18 protein-coding genes and 2 pseudogenes are annotated in these 16,365 nt (G+C 49.9%); 15 read left to right on the top strand and 5 right to left on the bottom strand.

The window, feature by feature from the left end; all coding sequences use genetic code 11:
• The first annotated feature begins 287 nt into the window (after positions 1-287).
• Complete coding sequence (locus tag H6F76_RS28710; RefSeq protein WP_190451183.1) at positions 288-488, top strand: hypothetical protein; 201 nt, start codon at positions 288-290, stop codon at positions 486-488.
• A 240-nt stretch (positions 489-728) separates the two neighbouring features.
• Here the strand turns inward: H6F76_RS28710 and H6F76_RS28705 are convergent, their stop codons facing one another.
• Positions 729-2,516, bottom strand: a complete 1,788-nt coding sequence (locus tag H6F76_RS28705; RefSeq protein ID WP_199322584.1) for a pentapeptide repeat-containing protein — start codon at positions 2,514-2,516, stop codon at positions 729-731.
• 225 nt (positions 2,517-2,741) lie between these two features.
• Positions 2,742-4,265 (bottom strand): Ig-like domain-containing protein, encoded by a 1,524-nt coding sequence (locus tag H6F76_RS28700; protein ID WP_190513508.1) that lies wholly within the window; start codon positions 4,263-4,265, stop codon positions 2,742-2,744.
• Between the two features lie 107 nt (positions 4,266-4,372).
• Here H6F76_RS28700 and H6F76_RS31670 point away from each other — a divergent pair, with 107 nt between their 5' ends.
• The 8 genes from H6F76_RS31670 to H6F76_RS28660 all read left to right on the top strand — a co-directional run bounded on the left by H6F76_RS31670 (position 4,373) and on the right by H6F76_RS28660 (position 10,862).
• On the top strand, positions 4,373-4,960 hold the full coding sequence (locus tag H6F76_RS31670; protein ID WP_190513506.1) for a 2OG-Fe(II) oxygenase: 588 nt from the start codon (positions 4,373-4,375) through the stop codon (positions 4,958-4,960).
• Between the two features lie 193 nt (positions 4,961-5,153).
• Positions 5,154-5,351, top strand: a complete 198-nt coding sequence (gene rpmI / locus H6F76_RS28690) for a 50S ribosomal protein L35 (RefSeq protein WP_190451177.1) — start codon at positions 5,154-5,156, stop codon at positions 5,349-5,351.
• 95 nt (positions 5,352-5,446) lie between these two features.
• Complete coding sequence (rplT, locus tag H6F76_RS28685; protein WP_190451175.1) at positions 5,447-5,812, top strand: 50S ribosomal protein L20; 366 nt, start codon at positions 5,447-5,449, stop codon at positions 5,810-5,812.
• Positions 5,813-5,832: 20 nt separating this feature from the next.
• Positions 5,833-6,618 (top strand): transporter substrate-binding domain-containing protein, encoded by a 786-nt coding sequence (locus tag H6F76_RS28680; protein WP_190513504.1) that lies wholly within the window; start codon positions 5,833-5,835, stop codon positions 6,616-6,618.
• Between the two features lie 213 nt (positions 6,619-6,831).
• Positions 6,832-7,359: a tetratricopeptide repeat protein gene (locus tag H6F76_RS28675; RefSeq protein ID WP_190513690.1), complete on the top strand. Its 528-nt coding sequence runs from the start codon at positions 6,832-6,834 to the stop codon at positions 7,357-7,359.
• A gap of 98 nt (positions 7,360-7,457) precedes the next feature.
• Positions 7,458-9,290 (top strand): proline--tRNA ligase, encoded by a 1,833-nt coding sequence (locus H6F76_RS28670; RefSeq protein WP_190513502.1) that lies wholly within the window; start codon positions 7,458-7,460, stop codon positions 9,288-9,290.
• A gap of 3 nt (positions 9,291-9,293) precedes the next feature.
• The gene (locus tag H6F76_RS28665) at positions 9,294-10,076 is read left to right on the top strand and encodes a DUF2993 domain-containing protein (protein ID WP_190513500.1); all 783 of its coding nucleotides are present in this window, start codon (positions 9,294-9,296) and stop codon (positions 10,074-10,076) included.
• A gap of 105 nt (positions 10,077-10,181) precedes the next feature.
• A complete protein-coding gene (locus tag H6F76_RS28660; protein WP_190513498.1) occupies positions 10,182-10,862 on the top strand; it encodes a GerMN domain-containing protein in 681 nt (226 codons plus the stop codon).
• A 96-nt stretch (positions 10,863-10,958) separates the two neighbouring features.
• Here the strand turns inward: H6F76_RS28660 and H6F76_RS28655 are convergent, their stop codons facing one another.
• On the bottom strand, positions 10,959-11,273 hold the full coding sequence (locus H6F76_RS28655) for a hypothetical protein (RefSeq protein WP_190513496.1): 315 nt from the start codon (positions 11,271-11,273) through the stop codon (positions 10,959-10,961).
• Between the two features lie 174 nt (positions 11,274-11,447).
• The gene (locus tag H6F76_RS28650) at positions 11,448-12,494 is read right to left on the bottom strand and encodes a peptidylprolyl isomerase (RefSeq protein WP_242036894.1); all 1,047 of its coding nucleotides are present in this window, start codon (positions 12,492-12,494) and stop codon (positions 11,448-11,450) included.
• Between the two features lie 39 nt (positions 12,495-12,533).
• Between H6F76_RS28650 and H6F76_RS28645 the strand changes: the two genes are divergently transcribed.
• The 6 genes and pseudogenes from H6F76_RS28645 (at position 12,534) to thiL (ending at position 16,134) form a co-directional block, all read left to right on the top strand.
• Positions 12,534-12,719 (top strand): hypothetical protein, encoded by a 186-nt coding sequence (locus H6F76_RS28645; RefSeq protein ID WP_190513715.1) that lies wholly within the window; start codon positions 12,534-12,536, stop codon positions 12,717-12,719.
• 369 nt (positions 12,720-13,088) lie between these two features.
• Positions 13,089-13,649: an elongation factor P gene (efp, locus tag H6F76_RS28640; protein ID WP_190451159.1), complete on the top strand. Its 561-nt coding sequence runs from the start codon at positions 13,089-13,091 to the stop codon at positions 13,647-13,649.
• Positions 13,650-13,747: 98 nt separating this feature from the next.
• Positions 13,748-14,296 carry an acetyl-CoA carboxylase biotin carboxyl carrier protein gene (gene accB, locus H6F76_RS28635; protein WP_190513492.1) on the top strand — a complete coding sequence of 183 codons (549 nt, stop codon included), beginning with the start codon at positions 13,748-13,750 and terminating at the stop codon, positions 14,294-14,296.
• A gap of 198 nt (positions 14,297-14,494) precedes the next feature.
• On the top strand, positions 14,495-14,845 hold the full coding sequence (locus H6F76_RS28630) for a metalloregulator ArsR/SmtB family transcription factor (RefSeq protein WP_190451155.1): 351 nt from the start codon (positions 14,495-14,497) through the stop codon (positions 14,843-14,845).
• Between the two features lie 11 nt (positions 14,846-14,856).
• Positions 14,857-14,991 (top strand): annotated as a pseudogene (locus tag H6F76_RS31665) (DUF4351 domain-containing protein); the annotation flags it as partial.
• Positions 14,992-15,036: 45 nt separating this feature from the next.
• Positions 15,037-16,134: a thiamine-phosphate kinase gene (thiL, locus tag H6F76_RS28620; protein WP_190513490.1), complete on the top strand. Its 1,098-nt coding sequence runs from the start codon at positions 15,037-15,039 to the stop codon at positions 16,132-16,134.
• A gap of 120 nt (positions 16,135-16,254) precedes the next feature.
• Here thiL and H6F76_RS30760 read toward each other — a convergent pair.
• Positions 16,255-16,365 (bottom strand): annotated as a pseudogene (locus H6F76_RS30760) (IS982 family transposase); the annotation flags it as partial.

Here is a 16,365-nt window from a genome sequence, read left to right as displayed (position 1 = left end):
CGATTGATGTAGAGACGAAGTGACACCTGTGATCGCTCTGTATAACCTTTGACTGCCGTCCTTTCCCTACCGTTTGTCTTGCTCTCAATTGTGGATGCAAAACAAAGGTTCAGGTACTGGACAGCAGTCATTTTTGCGTTGTCGTCTAGGGTGACATCAAGAAACTTTACAGTTCTCAATGATTAACCAATGAACCGTTAATCTTCGTTGCAGAGTTAGGAGTGTAAAAAGCCTGCGTGATACATTCATGACGTGGTTTAGGCTCTAGAGTTAACAAGGAGAACGCTTTGAATTCGTCTTTACGTCAATCCTCAAACGCTGCATACCGAGAAGACTTTAGCGAGTACGTCGCGCACCTCCAACTTCATATGGCACTCCAAGCTCGTAATCTGGTACCAACGCTAACCAATACGGATGACAGCCGCGAACAGATGCTGCATCAGACCCAGGCAACCTTTGAAAAATTAGTTTCTCGTCAGGCGCACTAGTACAAGTAGTAGCCTCCACTCTTTATAGGGAGGGGGGTAGAAACTTTGCCCATAGGCAAGAGGTTTTTCCCTTCTCCCTCCCACTCTCTTTGCTTTGATTTTGCCCAGCTTCTTACAAAGCCCAGCTTTAATCACAAATCGCAGGTGGCACTGTTAGCATAAGGCTTTAGCCTTGGGATTTGTTGAGTCAGCAGTCTAGCTGTGAGTCCAGTGATTCAACAGTCCTGCTTGTCAAAACCGTCAGTTTTGTTTGGTGTCAGCCCACATCTGCGCGATCGCAAAACGCATTGCCTGACCAACGGCTGACGATCGGGCAACGTCAGGAGCCGTTTTTTCCCAGCGCTGGATGTGGTCGCAAAAGCTTTTGTCTTGCTTAGCGCGCTGTGTAATGACCTGACTAATAACCTTCTTCTGAATCGCTTCTGTAGCAATGCCTTGGTGGTTCAGATAATCAAGTAGTTGCTGCACACTCTGCACAAATTGGTCAGGAGCCTGGTTCATCATAATGTGCTGGATTTGCCGCACAACTTCCTGGTAAAGCCGGATGCGGCGATCGTGTGATGGTACCTCCGGTGCGGCTCGGTTAACCTGAGATGCTGGCTCCAAGGCTACGTCTGATTGCTTGGTCTGAGGTGCGATCGCCAACAGGCTAAGTATCTCGGTTCGATGCGTGAGCAACTGCTGCAAAATTTTTGGATAAACCTGAAAGATGCGCCGCGTCAGCGCTTTAGCATTCACTGGGCGAGTTGCCTTTAACTGAATCAGGTAGTTATCGTCTGACGGCTTGTAGGCTTTTATCGTCAGTCCCAACGCATTTTCTTCAAGATCAAGCTGCGCTAACGTAAACGCAAGCGCTTCCCAATTAGGTGGTTCAGTAAGGTAGACTTCAACCACCGCATTATCTTCCTGATAGTGCCGCTCTAGCTCGCCTGCTTCCAGATCTCGTCCAACTGGGTAGCGATCGGCAGGGCTTTTAGTTGTGTAATCAAACCCAGTAAACACATAACGGCAGTTGATTCTAGAGCAATCTGTGTTTTCCAGGTGCCAATTAGCGATGCAGCAGCCGGTCATCTGTGCCCCGTCTAAATTGGTGCGAATGAGATGGCTTTCCAGCAAGTAAGCATCGCTGAGGTCGGCTTCGCTCAAGGACGTATCGCTCAGATAGGCTCCGCTGAGATCTGCTCGTCGCAGATCGGCCCCACGCAGGTTCGCTCCATTAAGGTCTGCCCTTAATAGATAGACATCCTGTAGGTTTGCTCGTAAGAGTTGTGCTTTACTCATACTGGCTTTGAGCAAGTAGGCTCCTGCCAGATTGGATCGGCTGAGATCAGCATTGGTAAGGATTGCTTCACTCATGTCTGCCCCAGTCAACACAACGCGATGCAGATCCGCTTCGGTGAGATTAGCTTGTCGTAGATACACGCCGTTTAAGTTGGCTTCGATTAAGTTTGCGCCAATCAGCGATGCCTCTCGCAGGTTTGCTTCTTCCAGATGTGCTTCTCGCAGATTTGCCCGATCGAGCGTGGCGCTAGTGAGGTTGGCACGACGCAGGTTGGCTTCCATTAATTCTGCTGCAGCCAGGCAACTGTTACTTAACTTTGCCCGTTCAAGGTTGACCTGATCAAGCTTAGCTGCTTGGAGGTTGGCACCACTAAGGTCGGCTTCCTGAAGTACTGCCCAACTTAGATCAGCCGCTTCTAGCTGTGCCATCCGCAAATCAGCTTTGCCGAGGTTAGCGCCGCTTAGAATTGTCTGGTTCAGCACGGCGTTATTAAGTGACGCACTGCGAAGGTCTGCCCGCCTCAGGCAGGCTCCTGTCAAATTAGCGCGGCTTAAAAAAGCCCAACTCAAATTAGCGCCTGTCAAATTAGCGCCTGTGAGGTCAGCATCTCGCAGATTGACCCCACTCAGGTTAGCGCTGCTAAGGTCAATCTGAGCAAAGTTCCGTTCGCCGTTCTGGTAACGCTCTAGCAAATCCTGTACTTGCATATTGACCTTTGAAGCAGGATGACAATCGCGATACTGCACGCCTTATTTTGGCTCGCCTGTCGTGGTTGCTTCGGTATGGAGGCAGAAGAAGCAACTTGATGTTAACAGTCGATCGCAATCATTATGTGTGATGCAAATTATACAGAGCGAATACAAGAATGAGAGTGTAGGGTCTCACAGGCGAGGAGTGAAGAGGTGAAGGGTGAGAAGGTGAAGGAATGAAAAAGTGAGGATGTGAAGGGGGAGGAAAACGAGCGAATGGCTTTAGGGTAGCCAAAGGGGTCGCAGCCCCGGCAATGGCAACGCTTCTGGCTGCGGTTTGGCGTTGAGGTCAGCAGCATCAAGGGGCAGAAGCCAGAGACGGCTGTCAGCGATCGCTTTCCCCATGCTGGTGCTTAGTTCACCTGCTTCCGTTTTGCCCTGTGCGGCTTCCGTTGTTTGGTCAAATAAAAGCGCTAACCCATCCGGTGCCAAACTTACCTGCACATCGCGTTGATTGGGCAGAAGGACAAGCGGACGGAGTTTGGCAGTTTTAAGGTCGATCGCCGCTAGATAAGGCTGTTCGCGGTAAACCTCGCCTTCAGTGAGGAGTTCAGTTAACAAGCAGTAAAGGGTTTGCTTAGTGGGGTCAAAATGAGTGCTAATAATAGAACCAGTTGTGCGAAACAGTTCCTTTTGAGTGTTCTGGTTGCTTACCAAGAAGAGCGATCGTGTGTTGTCGCTATTGAACTTCACCATCGTCGCTAGTGAGCCATCTTTAGCAAAACTGAGCACCATGCCAAATTTAGGCAGAAAGTCCAGCGGTTTGCTATTCGGCTGCAAAGGTAAGATTGCCAGCCCTTGCCCTTGAGCGATCGCTAGCGAATTACTATCCGGCGTAATTACAAAATCGCCTCCCGGATCGCCCTTGAGCGGTTGCGGTGGTGCGCCCGTCTTGAGCAACCAGGGACCAAAATCACTTGGATTTTGACGATTGACCCGTTGCACGACAATCACATTGCCGTCTGCCGACAGGTCAAACTTGAGGTTTTGATAATCTTTGTTGTCCAGAACTAGCTCGACTTTTCCTGCTGGGGCATCAGAGGGCGGCGCAATATCTGCCGTTACCTGAGCATAGGGTTGCACAGGAGGCTTTATCCGAATGCCCGTCGTCACGGTAAAAAGCTGCTGTTCCGTTAACATTGAGGGCTGGGTGGTTCGCTGTGTCGCTGCAAACAGCAGTCGATCACCCAGAGGGTAAGCCTGAAACTCCATGACCACCAATTCTGACGGCGTAAGAATTTGCTTTTGTTGCTGATTGAGATTAAACAGCACCAATCGCCCCGCTTCTTCACCGTCTACGCCGATATACGCAAAGGAGCGATCGCGCGTCTGAAACTGCCCTTTGAACGGCTGAATGGCTGCACTACGACCCTCCGAAAAGCGATCGTATGCCTCTTGAAGCTGTACCTGAAACTTCGTACCGTAGGGAGCAGGCGTATTCAGTGTGTATGCCATTCGTCGCCCTGACCAGCTCACCTTGCCAGGGAGCGGTGGTTCAACGCGTAGATTTGACTCTACGCTGTCGCGATCCATCGGGCGGCTGAACGTTAGCGTAAAAGCCGTATCGTCAGCACCAACTTGTTTGCCTTGCCAGCTAAAGTCGCGTACACGAGCCGCTGCTTGCTCTCCATTTAATAGCAGGATGCCAATCAGCAAGCACAACGCTACTATGAGGACGACAGCAACGCGATCGAGGGGTTGTGGCAAGAAGCGTCGTAATCTGGCAGTAGATTTTGAGTGAGTCAATGGGGCACTCTAGGTAAAGACATCAAAGCCAAGCGTCAACACACTCCGATCATCAACACATTATTGTTTCGTGACCTGACGTTCTGGTCAATTGGATAAGGATAGACGTGGGACTCTCATTTAAGCACTTAGGTTCAGATATTCTGCTGATCGAGCAATTGCTGGAACCATCGCTCTGTAGCCATGTGATACAGGTAGCAGAATGTTGCCAGTTTAAACCATCCAGCATCCTAGTGAATGTAGTCGATACTGATGTTCGTAGCAGCGATATGCTTCCCCTGGGCAACACAGGGCAGCAGCTTCAGGAATCAACTAATCAGATCCTGCTGACTAAAGTCAAGCTCGTTCAGGACTTGCTTTTTAGGCACTACGGCATCAAATTTTCTCAAGCAGAGATGTGTTCTATCTTGCGCTACAAGCCAGGACAGCGCTATAAACGCCACGTTGATAACTTACTCCTAGCAAGCCGCTTTCAGGAAGTTGCCAATGGTATCCCAACCCGCGATATCAGCATTGTCGGCTACTTAAACGACGATTTTGAGGGCGGCGAAACACTATTCGATCGTCAAAACATTAAAGTTAAACCCCAGGCAGGCAGCGCGATCGTCTTTCCCTCCTATTACACTCACCCCCATCAATCGCTGCCAGTTGTCCGAGGACGAAAATACTCCTTCACCAGTTGGCTCTTTTATTAAACAACGCAGATTGGCTACTGCAAATGGATTGCTAAAGTCTAGACACATTAAGGCAGTCACGATCAGAACCAGCGACCTGACCGTTTAAGGGTTAAGCTCTGGCAGGAAATTGACTATAGTTCTCTAAGTAAAAGCTTGCCTTTCCTAGTCTTTCGGTAATATGATGGGAGACTGTGTTGAATAAAAGCGACCCATGCCTAAGCTAAAAACCCGCAAAGCTGCTGCTAAACGCCTGAGAGCTAGTGGTAGTGGAAAGATACTTCGCCGCAAAGCCTTTAGAAGCCACTTGCTCGAGCATAAAAGCGCCTCACGCAAGCGCCGTCTTGCAGGCATGGCTGTTGTAAATGAACGGGATGAGGCAAATGTACGCCTTATGCTCCCTTATCTATAGACTTTGAGTGCAAAGCGTTGAGTGCACCACTCAACTTGAGGCTAAAAGCTCAAAATTACTGAATCAGTGGACAGAACTTAGAGGAATTTGTAGAAATGACACGGGTAAAGCGCGGCAATGTCGCTCGCAAGCGCCGCAAAAAGATTTTAAAGCTGGCAAAAGGTTTCAGAGGTTCACATTCTCGCCTTTTCCGCACAGCTAATCAGCAGGTGATGAAGGCGTTACGAAATGCCTACCGCGATCGCCGTAAGCGGAAGCGTGATTTTCGTCGTCTCTGGATTACCCGCATCAATGCAGCTACCCGTCAGCACGGTTTGAGCTATAGCCAGTTTATGGGTAGCCTGAAAAAGGCAAATATCCAGATTAACCGCAAGATGCTGTCGCAGATGGCGATCCTTGATCCAGCTGGATTTAGTGAAGTTGTTGCAGCCGTTGGTACTGCTGTAAAGAAAGCAGCTTAGTCCAGGTTTGACTGCTTGGCATGGCAATGAAACTGTCTGCGCTGCTTGGTAATGTACTCAGTCTAAGCTTATTGGGGGCACTGTCTTTAGTGCCCCCAATTTTTGCTGCTGATTTGCAAGCGATCGAGCAACGGGGGCGTTTGATTGTGGCAGTGAAGGATAACCTTCGCCCACTAGGCTTTCGGGGAGCCGATGGACAGCTACAAGGATTAGAAATTGAGATTGCCCAACGGCTAGCGCAGGAATTGCTAGGAAGCAAGGATGCTGTTGAGCTACAGCCTGTAGTTAACCAGGATCGGCTGGCAGCAGTATTAGAGGGCAAGGCAGATATTGCGATCGCCCGTGTGACTGGCACGCCCTCTCGTTCGCGTTTGGTCAGCTTCAGTGTGCCCTACTATCTGGATGGTACAGCCCTTGTTACACGCGATTCATCGTTGCAGCGGCTAGCAGATGTTGGCAAGCGTGCGATCGCCGTACTGGATGGTTCAAGTACGATCGCGATTCTACGTTACCGTCTGCCCGAGGCAACCCTAATCAGCGTGACATCCTATGCTGACGCATATACCTTGCTCGAAGCGGGTGAAGCGGTTGCTTTTGCCGCTGATGCAAGCGTGCTAACTGGATGGGTACAAGAATTTCCGCGCTATCGGCTGCTGATGCCTACCCTTTCAGCAGAGCCACTCTGCATCGTGATGCCAAAAGGCTTGCAGTATAACGATTTGCAACTTCGTATCAACCAAATTATTGCCCGCTGGACAGCAGAAGGATGGCTGCAAGAACGTGCGCTTTACTGGGGACTGCCGTAAGGAATCAGCGGCGGATGCTTGAGCACGCGATCAGTCTTTGAAGACGAGTGTAAGGTCGCGAGTGTAGTCAATGCAAATGGAAATGGCGTAAGTGCTATAAAAATGCTGACGACTTCACATTCATCCTTGAGCCTTTCCTCGACCTCCCCCATTTTGCGATAAGGTTGATGCATAGCCAGCTTTGACCGTTATTTGCGTAAACTAATTCTTGGTATGGATACACCGTCTCCCCTCATCTATATCTCCTTTCTACTGTTGCTGCTGGCCTTTGCAGGCTGGTCTGTCGTGCGCCAAATTCTCAAAACGCGCAAAGTAGAGTTAGCGCTCGCTAAGTTGCAGTCAAAATTGACTAAAGAAGCCGGTTCTGCACAGGAATACTACGAACTGGGCAGCATCTATCTTGATAAGAAGATTTTTTCTCAAGCGATCATGCTGTTTCAGAAAGCGTTGAAAGCAGAGGACTTGCAGGAGTCAGAAAGCGCACCCATTTACAATGCGCTTGGTTTTGCTTACTTTGCTCAGGAGCAGTACGATCTGGCGATTCGTCAGTATAAAGAGGCGCTCAAAATTGATCCAAACTATGTCACAGCGCTAAACAACATTGGTCATGCCTACGAGCGTAAACAGTTAGCGAGTCAAGCGTTGGAAGTTTACGAGCAGGCGCTAGCGATCGAACCCCAAAATGCCACATCTAAACGTCGTGCAGAGTCACTGCGAAAGCGCTTTGTACCGTCCACTTAGAAGTGGAAGCGTACTGCAAATTGCCATCGTTTACCGTTCCAGTACATCGGATGTTCTAGACTGAGAGATGATTCTTGAGTCTGAAAAGGAACTGGGCAATGCGACTGTCTCAAATGCTGTTTGTGACGCTTCGAGAAGATCCGGTAGAGGCGGAGATTCCTAGCCATAAGCTGCTGCTGCGGGCAGGCTACATTCGGCGCATTGCAGGTGGTGTGTATGCGTACTTGCCTTTAATGTGGCGAGTCTTGCAGAAGGTATCGCAGATTGTTCGCGAGGAAATGAATGCCGCTGGGGCACAAGAATGCCTGCTGCCACAGTTGCAGCCTGCTGAGCTATGGCGCGAATCAGGACGGTGGGATACCTATACAAAAGCGGAAGGCATTATGTTTTCGCTGGTTGATCGCCAGCAGCGCGAAATGGGGTTGGGTCCCACGCACGAAGAGGTGATTACGACGATCGCTCGTGACATGATTCGCTCCTACCGCCAATTGCCGCAAAACCTTTACCAGATTCAAACGAAGTTTCGCGATGAGATTCGTCCTCGCTTTGGTCTGATGCGCGGGCGTGAATTCATCATGAAAGATGCTTATTCGTTTGATGCTGACGAAACTGGTCTCAAGCGGCAATATGAAAAAATGCACATAGCTTACTGCAATATTCTGAACCGCTGTGGTTTGGCTTTTCGGGCAGTGGATGCTGATTCAGGCGCGATCGGTGGTGCGGGTTCGCAAGAATTCATGGTGCTAGCAGAGGCAGGGGAAGATGAAGTACTGTACACCGAGGATGGTCAGTACTCTGCCAATGTCGAGAAGGCTGTTTCTCTACCGTCTGATGCAGAGCCATCTTCCTTTACTGCTTACGAGAAACTAGAGACTCCTGGCACAGAAACGATCGCCAAATTGTCTCAATTGCTGAAGTGCTCTCCCACGGCGATTGTTAAAAATGTTTTGTATCAGGCAGTGTTTGATAGCGGCAGAGTAGTGCTTGTCCTAATCAGCATCCGAGGCGACCAAGATGTGAACGAGGTGAAGCTACAAAACGAGTTGGTCAAACTAGCCGACCAGTACGCTAGCAAAACGCTTCTGTCGTTGACCGTGCCGGATGCAGAGACACAGGCAAAATGGGCAGCAAAACCACTGCCGCTCGGCTATATTGCTCCCAACTTAGAAGACAGCTACATCAAGCCACCCAAGCCAGCCCCAGCAGGACAGGTTGCTGCTAATCCCGTTGCCCCAAAGTTCTTGCGAGTGGTGGACAAAACTGCCGTTGACTTGGCGCATTTCGTCACAGGCTCTAACGAAGCTGGTTACCATGTGGTTGGTGCGAACTGGGGTAAGGAGTTTGAGCTACCGAAGCTGGTTGTGGATGTGCGAAAGGCAACGGCAGGCGATCGTGCCCTCCATGACCCTACCCAAACGCTCAAAACTGCTAGAGGCATTGAAATTGGGCATATCTTCCAGTTGGGCACAAAGTATTCTGAAGCGCTGGGAGCAACCTATACGAACGAGCAAGGTGAAGAGAAGCCTCTGATCATGGGTTGTTATGGTGTGGGTGTTTCCCGCTTGGCACAAGCCGCCGTCGAGCAATCCTACGACAAAGATGGGATCGTGTGGACCACTGCGATTGCGCCCTATCAAGCGATCGTCGTGATTCCCGACATTGCCAAAGCCGAGCAAGTACAGGCAGCCGAAAAGCTGTATGACGAACTCAATCAGGCAGGCATTGAAACCTTGTTGGACGATCGCAATGAACGCGCAGGCGTAAAGTTTAAGGATGCAGATTTAATTGGGATACCCTACCGCCTTGTAACTGGGCGATCGCTCCAGCAAGGCAAAGTCGAAGTTGTCAAACGTGCTAGTAAAGAATCTCAGGAAGTGGCGCTTGAAGATGTGGTCACAACCTTACAACAGTGGCTTTTGGAGCAACATTAAACTTTGGAATTTCTCACCATTTTTCTTTCTAGCCTGATTACTCTGATTTCTCCAGCAGGCGTTGTGGTCGATCGCGTTGCCCAAACGACGGTTCGCAAGCAGTTTGAATCAGTAGAACAACTGGAAGTCCGTGTTGATAATGCGCCGAGCTATCAACTTGTACAGGGCAAAGTCGATCGCATCCGCGTTGCGGGCCGTGGGCTGTTTCCTGCCCAAGACATTCGCCTGGAAGCCTTTGAGCTAGAAACTGATCCCATTCAGCTTGATGCCGCTCGCCTGCGGCGCGGTCAGCCACGGCTAGAAAAACCGCTCCGAGCCGGGGTACGGCTAGTGCTTAAGCAAGAGGATATGAACCGTGCACTGCGATCGCCGATCGTCCTCGATCAGCTTAAAGCCTTGGGCGTTAACACCTTAGGTCAACAGACTAGACAACGTGCCCAACGGTATACGCTGCTCAACCCTCGTATTGAATTCCTCGCGAATCAACGCTTGCGGCTTCAGGCTGAACTACAGGAAGCAGCCGATCCTGATACGCTAACTATTGTGGTGGAGTCAGGGATCGCAATCATTGCAGGACGGCAGCTACAGCTTCTCAGTCCCGTTGTGACGTTGGATGATGAAGCCGTACCAGAATCGATCATTCGGTCGATCGCTAAAGGTCTTAGCGACCAGTCTGACCTGCGCCAGTTTAAAAAAACTGGTCTAACAGCAAGAATCTTACAATTGAATTTGACAGAGAATCAAATCAACCTGGCTGCCTTTGTTCAGGTCGCGCCAGACAAGTAACTCTAAGAAAGCGTTTTACGTTTCCGAAATAGCCATAAATAGATTGGTAGTTATCCAGGAAGCCTTCACCCGCTCTGCACGTCACTTGCAAGGAGAATTTGCGCTATGGAAGACCAACGATCGCGTCGCCACCTCCCACTTGGAATCATTGCAGGGTTATCTGCTCTAGTACTGGCTACAGGCAGTGCTGTTGCCTGGTGGGAGTTTCAATCTGCGTCACGCAAAGCACCTGCACCAGACGTAATCGAAAATTCCCAGGTGCCTTCAGAACAGCAAAAAGCGCTGCCAGCGGTTGTTGCTCCTAACACTGCATCAAAGCTGCCAGTTAGCAAGGTTGCCCCTGCTTCGGAAACCAAGACGCTTCAGGTTTATTGGTTGAAAGCATCGGGAAGCACGATCGCCTTTAGCCCCAGCCCCGTGACGCTGAGTGCCCAGGAAACTCCTAACGACATCCTGGCAGCCGCTGTCAATAAATTACTTGCGGGTCCCAGCAGTGCGAGTGTGACAACAACTATTCCGCGTGACACTAAACTTCGCAGCCTTTACATCAAAGATGATGAAATTCATGTTGACCTCTCCCAAGCCTTTACACAAGGCGGCGGCAGTACCTCAATGACTGCCAGGGTTGGGCAAATTCTTTACACTGCCACTAGCTTGAATCCAGATGCCAGGGTTCGGTTAGCGGTAGAAGGTAAACCACTGGAAACACTAGGCGGCGAAGGCTTGATGCTAGAACAACCATTTACCCGTGAGAGCTTTAACCGCGATTTTCCGCTTGGAGAGTAGCTATCAACTATCAGCTTCCAGCTTTCAGGAATTTGGTTATGGCAAAACACTGGCTATAAGCACGCCACGCCTTATTGATCGTTAAACGCCTCCACATTACTGCCACTCTTCGGGTTCGCTCCAGCGGCGCAACTTAGGAAAGCGATAAAACTCGTCACCATCGTCGTCTACTTCGGGCACTGCGCCGAAAAATTTCACTTGGGTATCCAAATAGCTTTTGGCTAATTCGGCATTGACTCGTGCGGCAGCGGCTAGTTGGATAAGGGATACATTGCCATTCTCAACTTCCAGCAGTTGGTAAAAAGCTTGCTCTAAGCGCGACTGCTGCTGCCGACTTTGAATGATGTTTGTAAGAGAGACACCAGCTAGCACGCCAAAGCCAGTCAAAAAGATCCACTCAAAAATTGCCATGATCTAATTGTGAGAGGATTTGAGCATAAAGCTTTGAGTTTCAATCCTTAAAGATAAGAATGGAGGTTTCAAGGCGATCGATACTTATCTCTACTTTAGTGACTAACACCGATCGCGCCTAAGCCTCTTTCTTAAAATCAGCAAACTCTAAGCTAAAAGCTACGATCGCTCCGTTTAGGCAACTGGCTCGACCAATTGATCCAGACCCTGAGTCACCTTAGCGGATTCAATCTTGTCTCCGGCTCTCAGTTGCTCCAGCACCTCTTTGCCTTCAATAACGTAGCCAAATACAGAGTAGCGCCCATCCAGCAAGTTGCGTCCGGCTGGCGTTAACTCTGGCTCAAACAAAAAGAAGAAAAACTGGGACGAACCACCGTTTGGATCTTCACCGGGACGCGCCATCGCCAGCGCACCGTAGGACGAAAAAGGCAACACAGGCTGGTCTTTGTAGCGCCCCGCATCCTCTAACGTGATCTCATAAGTGGGTTCAACATCGCCCTGTACCAACACTTCTAACGGGATGGCGCGATATTTTTTCGTTTGAGGATCGATAAAGCCAACATCTTCTCCAGGTGGATCACCAATTTGCAAGACGTAGGATTCTTCAGAACGGGTGAAAGGTAAGCCATCGTAAAAACCGCGTTGGACTAAATCAACGAAGTTTCCGGCGGTGACTGGAGCGCTATAACCATCGACAACGGCTGTGATCTTGCCTTTGTTAGTTGTAAAGGCGATCGTGGCGCGACCCTTAAGCTGCGGCAGGTTGTTATAAGCGGCAGGCACCTCAAAGGGAAAGCTCTGCACCATGCTTTCTTCAAGCTGCCCGACTAAATCTAGTAGCTCCGTTCGCTGTTGAAAGGTTTGTTCTTTATCTTTTGCTTCAATAGACGCTTGCAGGGGCGCAATACCGTCTTTGATTTTAGCCAGTATGGCTTGTGCCTCGGCTTGCTTCGCTTCTAGCACGCTAGCAAGGATCGCTGGTTCCTTATCGCGCAAAATCCAGCTTGCTCGTTTAACATCGCCCGCGATCGCGCCCCAGCGTCGATTTGCCCTTAGCTGTGTGGCAATATCTTCTAAGCTACCTTGCAGTTCGCGGACGGGTGCATTGTCGATCGGCAAGGCGTAGCGCAATAACGCTTTGCCATCGGTAATCGGGTTGCCAGCAGGCATGATATTGGCGGGTTTGGTAGCCGCACTTAACCCCAAAGACAAGATCATCATGAGCAAAAGGGTTGCTCCCGTTTTTAGCCAGTGCCTTAAGTGGTCAAACTTAAAGCGGTCAAGTTTGAAGCGGTCAAAGCCTTGTCGTTCCATGTCTGGGTACTGCTTGCTCAAGTTAGCGGCTCAAAAGCGGACATCTGTTTTGGTGCTGTCTGCCCACTCAACGGTAAGCGAGAGAAGGCGATTGGCAGCACAAAGCTACAAACGGTCAGTTACTCTCATTAATCTTGCCATAGAGCGGGGTCACACAGGCAGAAGTAAGAGGGTGCGTGGGGAAGAGACGCGTAGGAAAGAGGGGACGGCAGCCTAATGCTTTGCTTAGGATCGTGAATTTAGTCAAGCCGTAAATTGTACGGGCGGTCTTAGCAGACCAAACGGCATCCTGCAATCGCTTTGACAGCAAAACCCGCCCCCACCAAAGATCGAACTTATTTAAGTCCTATTCCTTACTCGAAACTTCCTTACTCGAAACTGGCACGAGTTTGGCAAAAACCCTTTTTCCCTTCCTTTATCTTTGTCCTTCGCCTGCTTAACGTGGTTTACCCCTGAGCGGTACAATGAGATGCCGAACATTTTCTCCCGATACACACACTCATGATCTCTAGTAATGACTTTCGATCAGGCGTAAGCATTGAGCTAGACGGATCGGTCTGGCGAGTCGTCGAATTTTTGCACGTTAAGCCCGGTAAAGGGTCTGCGTTTGTGCGAACTAAGCTCAAAAACGTTCAAACCGGGAACGTGATGGAGCGAACGTTTCGAGCGGGCGAAAGCTTGCCCCAGGCAAACTTGGAAAAAAACACAATGCAGCATACCTATAAAGACGGGGATGACTTCGTTTTTATGGAAATGGAGACGTATGAAGAGGCACGTCTCAATGCCAAACAGATTGGCGATCGCGTGAAATACCTTAAAGAAGGGATGGAAGTGAACGTCGTCCGTTGGGGTGAGCAGGTGCTAGAAGTAGAGCTGCCCAACTCTGTTGTGCTGGAAGTAACCCAAACTGATCCAGGCGTGAAGGGTGATACGGCAACAGGTGGTACCAAACCTGCGATCGTCGAAACAGGCGCTCAAATTATGGTGCCTCTCTTTATCACCATTGGAGAACGCATCAAAGTTGATACTCGTAATGATTCTTATTTGGGTAGAGAGCAGTAAGCGAAGGGATAAAGGATGAAACTTGTTTTAGCCTTTAGCGTTTATCCTTTAGCCTTTCTCCTAGCCCCTAGCCCCTGTTTCTGAGGTTTACAGTCATTGTGTCACTGGATTTAAATGAACTCCGCGAGCTTTTAGCCGCGATCGATCAGACCGATATTACAGAACTAACTTTAAAAAGCGCTGATTTTGAACTTACGGTGCATCGTGGTGTTCGGGTTGAGGAGCGCCTTTATGCCAGCGATAGCGATCATCGTCAGGCAGTTGAGGCAAGCGCATCGCGGCAAATAGTAGGTGATAGCCGCACCGACTCTGAGGCTAAACAGGTAGCACAAAGCGCTGCCACGCCATCTGTGCCAAACGCACCGTCCAACGATTCGCCCCTACGGGACAGCAAAAGCGATCGTCGCCTGATTGAGGTGAATTCACCAATGGTGGGCACCTTCTACCGTGCGGCATCTCCCGATGAACCACCTTTTGTGGAAGTAGGCGATCGCATTCGTAAAGGGCAAACCGTTTGCATTATCGAAGCAATGAAGCTGATGAACGAACTGGAAGCAGAAATTGGCGGTGAGGTCGTTGAGATTCTGGTGCAAAATGGCGAGCCGATCGAGTACGGTCAGTTGCTGCTGCGCCTTAATCCAGACTGAGCAGCCTACCTTCGGTTAGCAACTTCATCTTGCTCAATAACAGCAAACGACTGAAAAGCATCCCTGGAACAAAGAGCCAAATCACTCAGAAAACGATGAAATTCTAAAGAATCTTTGAATTGTCATCAAATACTCTATTGCTATGTAGCGGTTGAGTGGTTAGAATCTGGGGATCACTGCACTTCATATTAAATTTGCATGAAATCTGCAAAGCCTTCGCAAGAAGTTGTTTTACAAGTTGCTGAGTACTTCAGTGTGCTAAGTGAGCCGATGCGCCTGCGGATTCTCAACCTTCTCCGTGATGGCGAGAAATGCGTACAAGATTTGGTTGAAGCAACCGACACTAGTCAGGCAAATGTCTCTAAGCATTTGAAGGTCATGATGCAGGCAGGCATTCTCAGCCGCCGTAGCAAGGGTACGTTAGCCTATTACAGCGTTGAAGATGATCTGATCTTTGAGTTATGCAATTTGGTGTGCGATCGTCTTGCCAACCGCATTGAACAGCAAGCCCTTCACTTCCGTGCCTTCAGCTTTGCTGGTAAACGGTAACGCGGCGGTTTAGCACGATCGACCCAATCGTGCGATCGCAAATTACTGCCTTACCCTTACCACTGCTAGAAGCCTTAGGTGAAGACTTGCTCGATTTTGCTGGGCCAACTGATATAACAGTCTGGTTGCAAACGCATCAAGCGTAAGCGATCATTGCACCAAACACTAAAGTAAAACGTGATAAGCCAGCCTTGAATGTCCAAGAAATCGGTGAACAAGGTCTACTGAAGTTGGTGCAGTCGTTTTGCCCCCCCGACTTTGTGGGAGATGATGCAGCGGTACTAACCACTCATCGGGGGCGATCGTTGGTCGTTACCACAGATGTTTTAATTGATGGCGTACATTTTAGCGATCAGACGACATCGGCGGCAGATGCGGGATGGAGGGCAGCAGCGGCTAATCTTTCTGATCTGGCAGCAATGGGAGCAACGCCCTTAGGCATTACAGTCGGTCTAGGGCTGCCTGGAAACACTCCGGTGGCTTGGATTGAAGGACTGTATCGCGGGCTAACAGAATGTTTGAACCAGTATGAGACGTCGATCGTGGGTGGTGATCTCTGTCGATCGCCCGTCCTTTCCATCGCTATTACTGCCTTTGGAGAAGCTGCACCCAACCAGCTTATTCGCCGTTCTACTGCTCGACCGGGAGACGCAATTGTCGCAACAGGCATACATGGAGCTTCAAAAGCGGGGCTTGAACTGCTGTTGCATCCTGCCTTAGGAGAAGCGTTAAGTGAGCGCGATCGTGCCCTGCTGATTCACGCCCATCAGCGCCCCAAGCCTCGGTTAGATGTAGTGGAGTGGCTCTGGGCAGAAGGTAGAGGGCAGGGTGAGGGCTCAGAGGGCGCAATTCAAACTGACGCTCAACACCTAATAGCCCTTGCTTCCCCTTCTTCCCCCGCTTCCCCCTCTTCTTATTCCTCACTTCCCTCCCCAATCGCAGGCATGGATAGCAGCGACGGGTTAGCTGACGCGATCGTGCAGATCTGTCGTGCTAGCGGAGTGGGCGCGATCATTGATCGGAGTCAGATTTCACTGCCCTCTGCGTTGCAGCAATGGGTGGGCACAGAACAAGCGCTGGATTGGGCACTGTATGGCGGTGAAGATTTTGAGCTAATTCTCTGTTTACCGTTGACGTGGGCGCAGGCATTGGTGCAGCGGTTAGGTAATGGCGCAGCGATCATTGGCACAATCACTGAAGACTTGGCGGTTTGGCTAGTGGGTGCAACCGGGAACCAACCAGATCAACCTTTAACCCTTGAGCGAGGTTTTCAGCACTTTAGCGGTTAGTGTATGGAATCGATCGCCTAACGAGTAGCTCTAAAGATGTAAGGATGGCTGAGATAACGTGATATTGACTGTCGCTTGCCTGACTACCGTAAGCTGCTTGTTAAGTAACGTCAGTTCGGGTTAAGCCGGAAGGAGCAAATTGTGGTCAAGGGCAATGGATGGCTTCTTTGGCTGATGGCAATAGGCAATCAATCCGCCCAAGATATTGACAAAGCAATTGACTGGAGAACG

The sequence above is a fragment of the Leptolyngbya sp. FACHB-321 genome, assembly GCF_014695975.1.
In the GTDB taxonomy this organism is placed as follows: Bacteria; Cyanobacteriota; Cyanobacteriia; order Leptolyngbyales; family Leptolyngbyaceae; genus Stenomitos.
This window is presented reverse-complemented; position numbering and strand designations above follow the sequence as displayed.

Bases quoted from the DNA above. Each gene is read 5' to 3' on its own strand.
- rpmI (WP_190451177.1), top strand. From the start codon at position 5,154: ATGCCTAAGCTAAAAACCCGCAAAGCTGCTGCTAAACGCCTGAGAGCT.
- rplT (WP_190451175.1), top strand. From the start codon at position 5,447: ATGACACGGGTAAAGCGCGGCAATGTCGCTCGCAAGCGCCGCAAAAAG.
- H6F76_RS28680 (WP_190513504.1), top strand. From the start codon at position 5,833: ATGGCAATGAAACTGTCTGCGCTGCTTGGTAATGTACTCAGTCTAAGC.
- H6F76_RS28675 (WP_190513690.1), top strand. From the start codon at position 6,832: ATGGATACACCGTCTCCCCTCATCTATATCTCCTTTCTACTGTTGCTG.
- H6F76_RS28670 (WP_190513502.1), top strand. From the start codon at position 7,458: ATGCGACTGTCTCAAATGCTGTTTGTGACGCTTCGAGAAGATCCGGTA.
- H6F76_RS28660 (WP_190513498.1), top strand. From the start codon at position 10,182: ATGGAAGACCAACGATCGCGTCGCCACCTCCCACTTGGAATCATTGCA.
- H6F76_RS28655 (WP_190513496.1), bottom strand. From the start codon at position 11,273: ATGGCAATTTTTGAGTGGATCTTTTTGACTGGCTTTGGCGTGCTAGCT.
- H6F76_RS28650 (WP_242036894.1), bottom strand. From the start codon at position 12,494: ATGATGATCTTGTCTTTGGGGTTAAGTGCGGCTACCAAACCCGCCAAT.
- efp (WP_190451159.1), top strand. From the start codon at position 13,089: ATGATCTCTAGTAATGACTTTCGATCAGGCGTAAGCATTGAGCTAGAC.
- H6F76_RS28630 (WP_190451155.1), top strand. From the start codon at position 14,495: ATGAAATCTGCAAAGCCTTCGCAAGAAGTTGTTTTACAAGTTGCTGAG.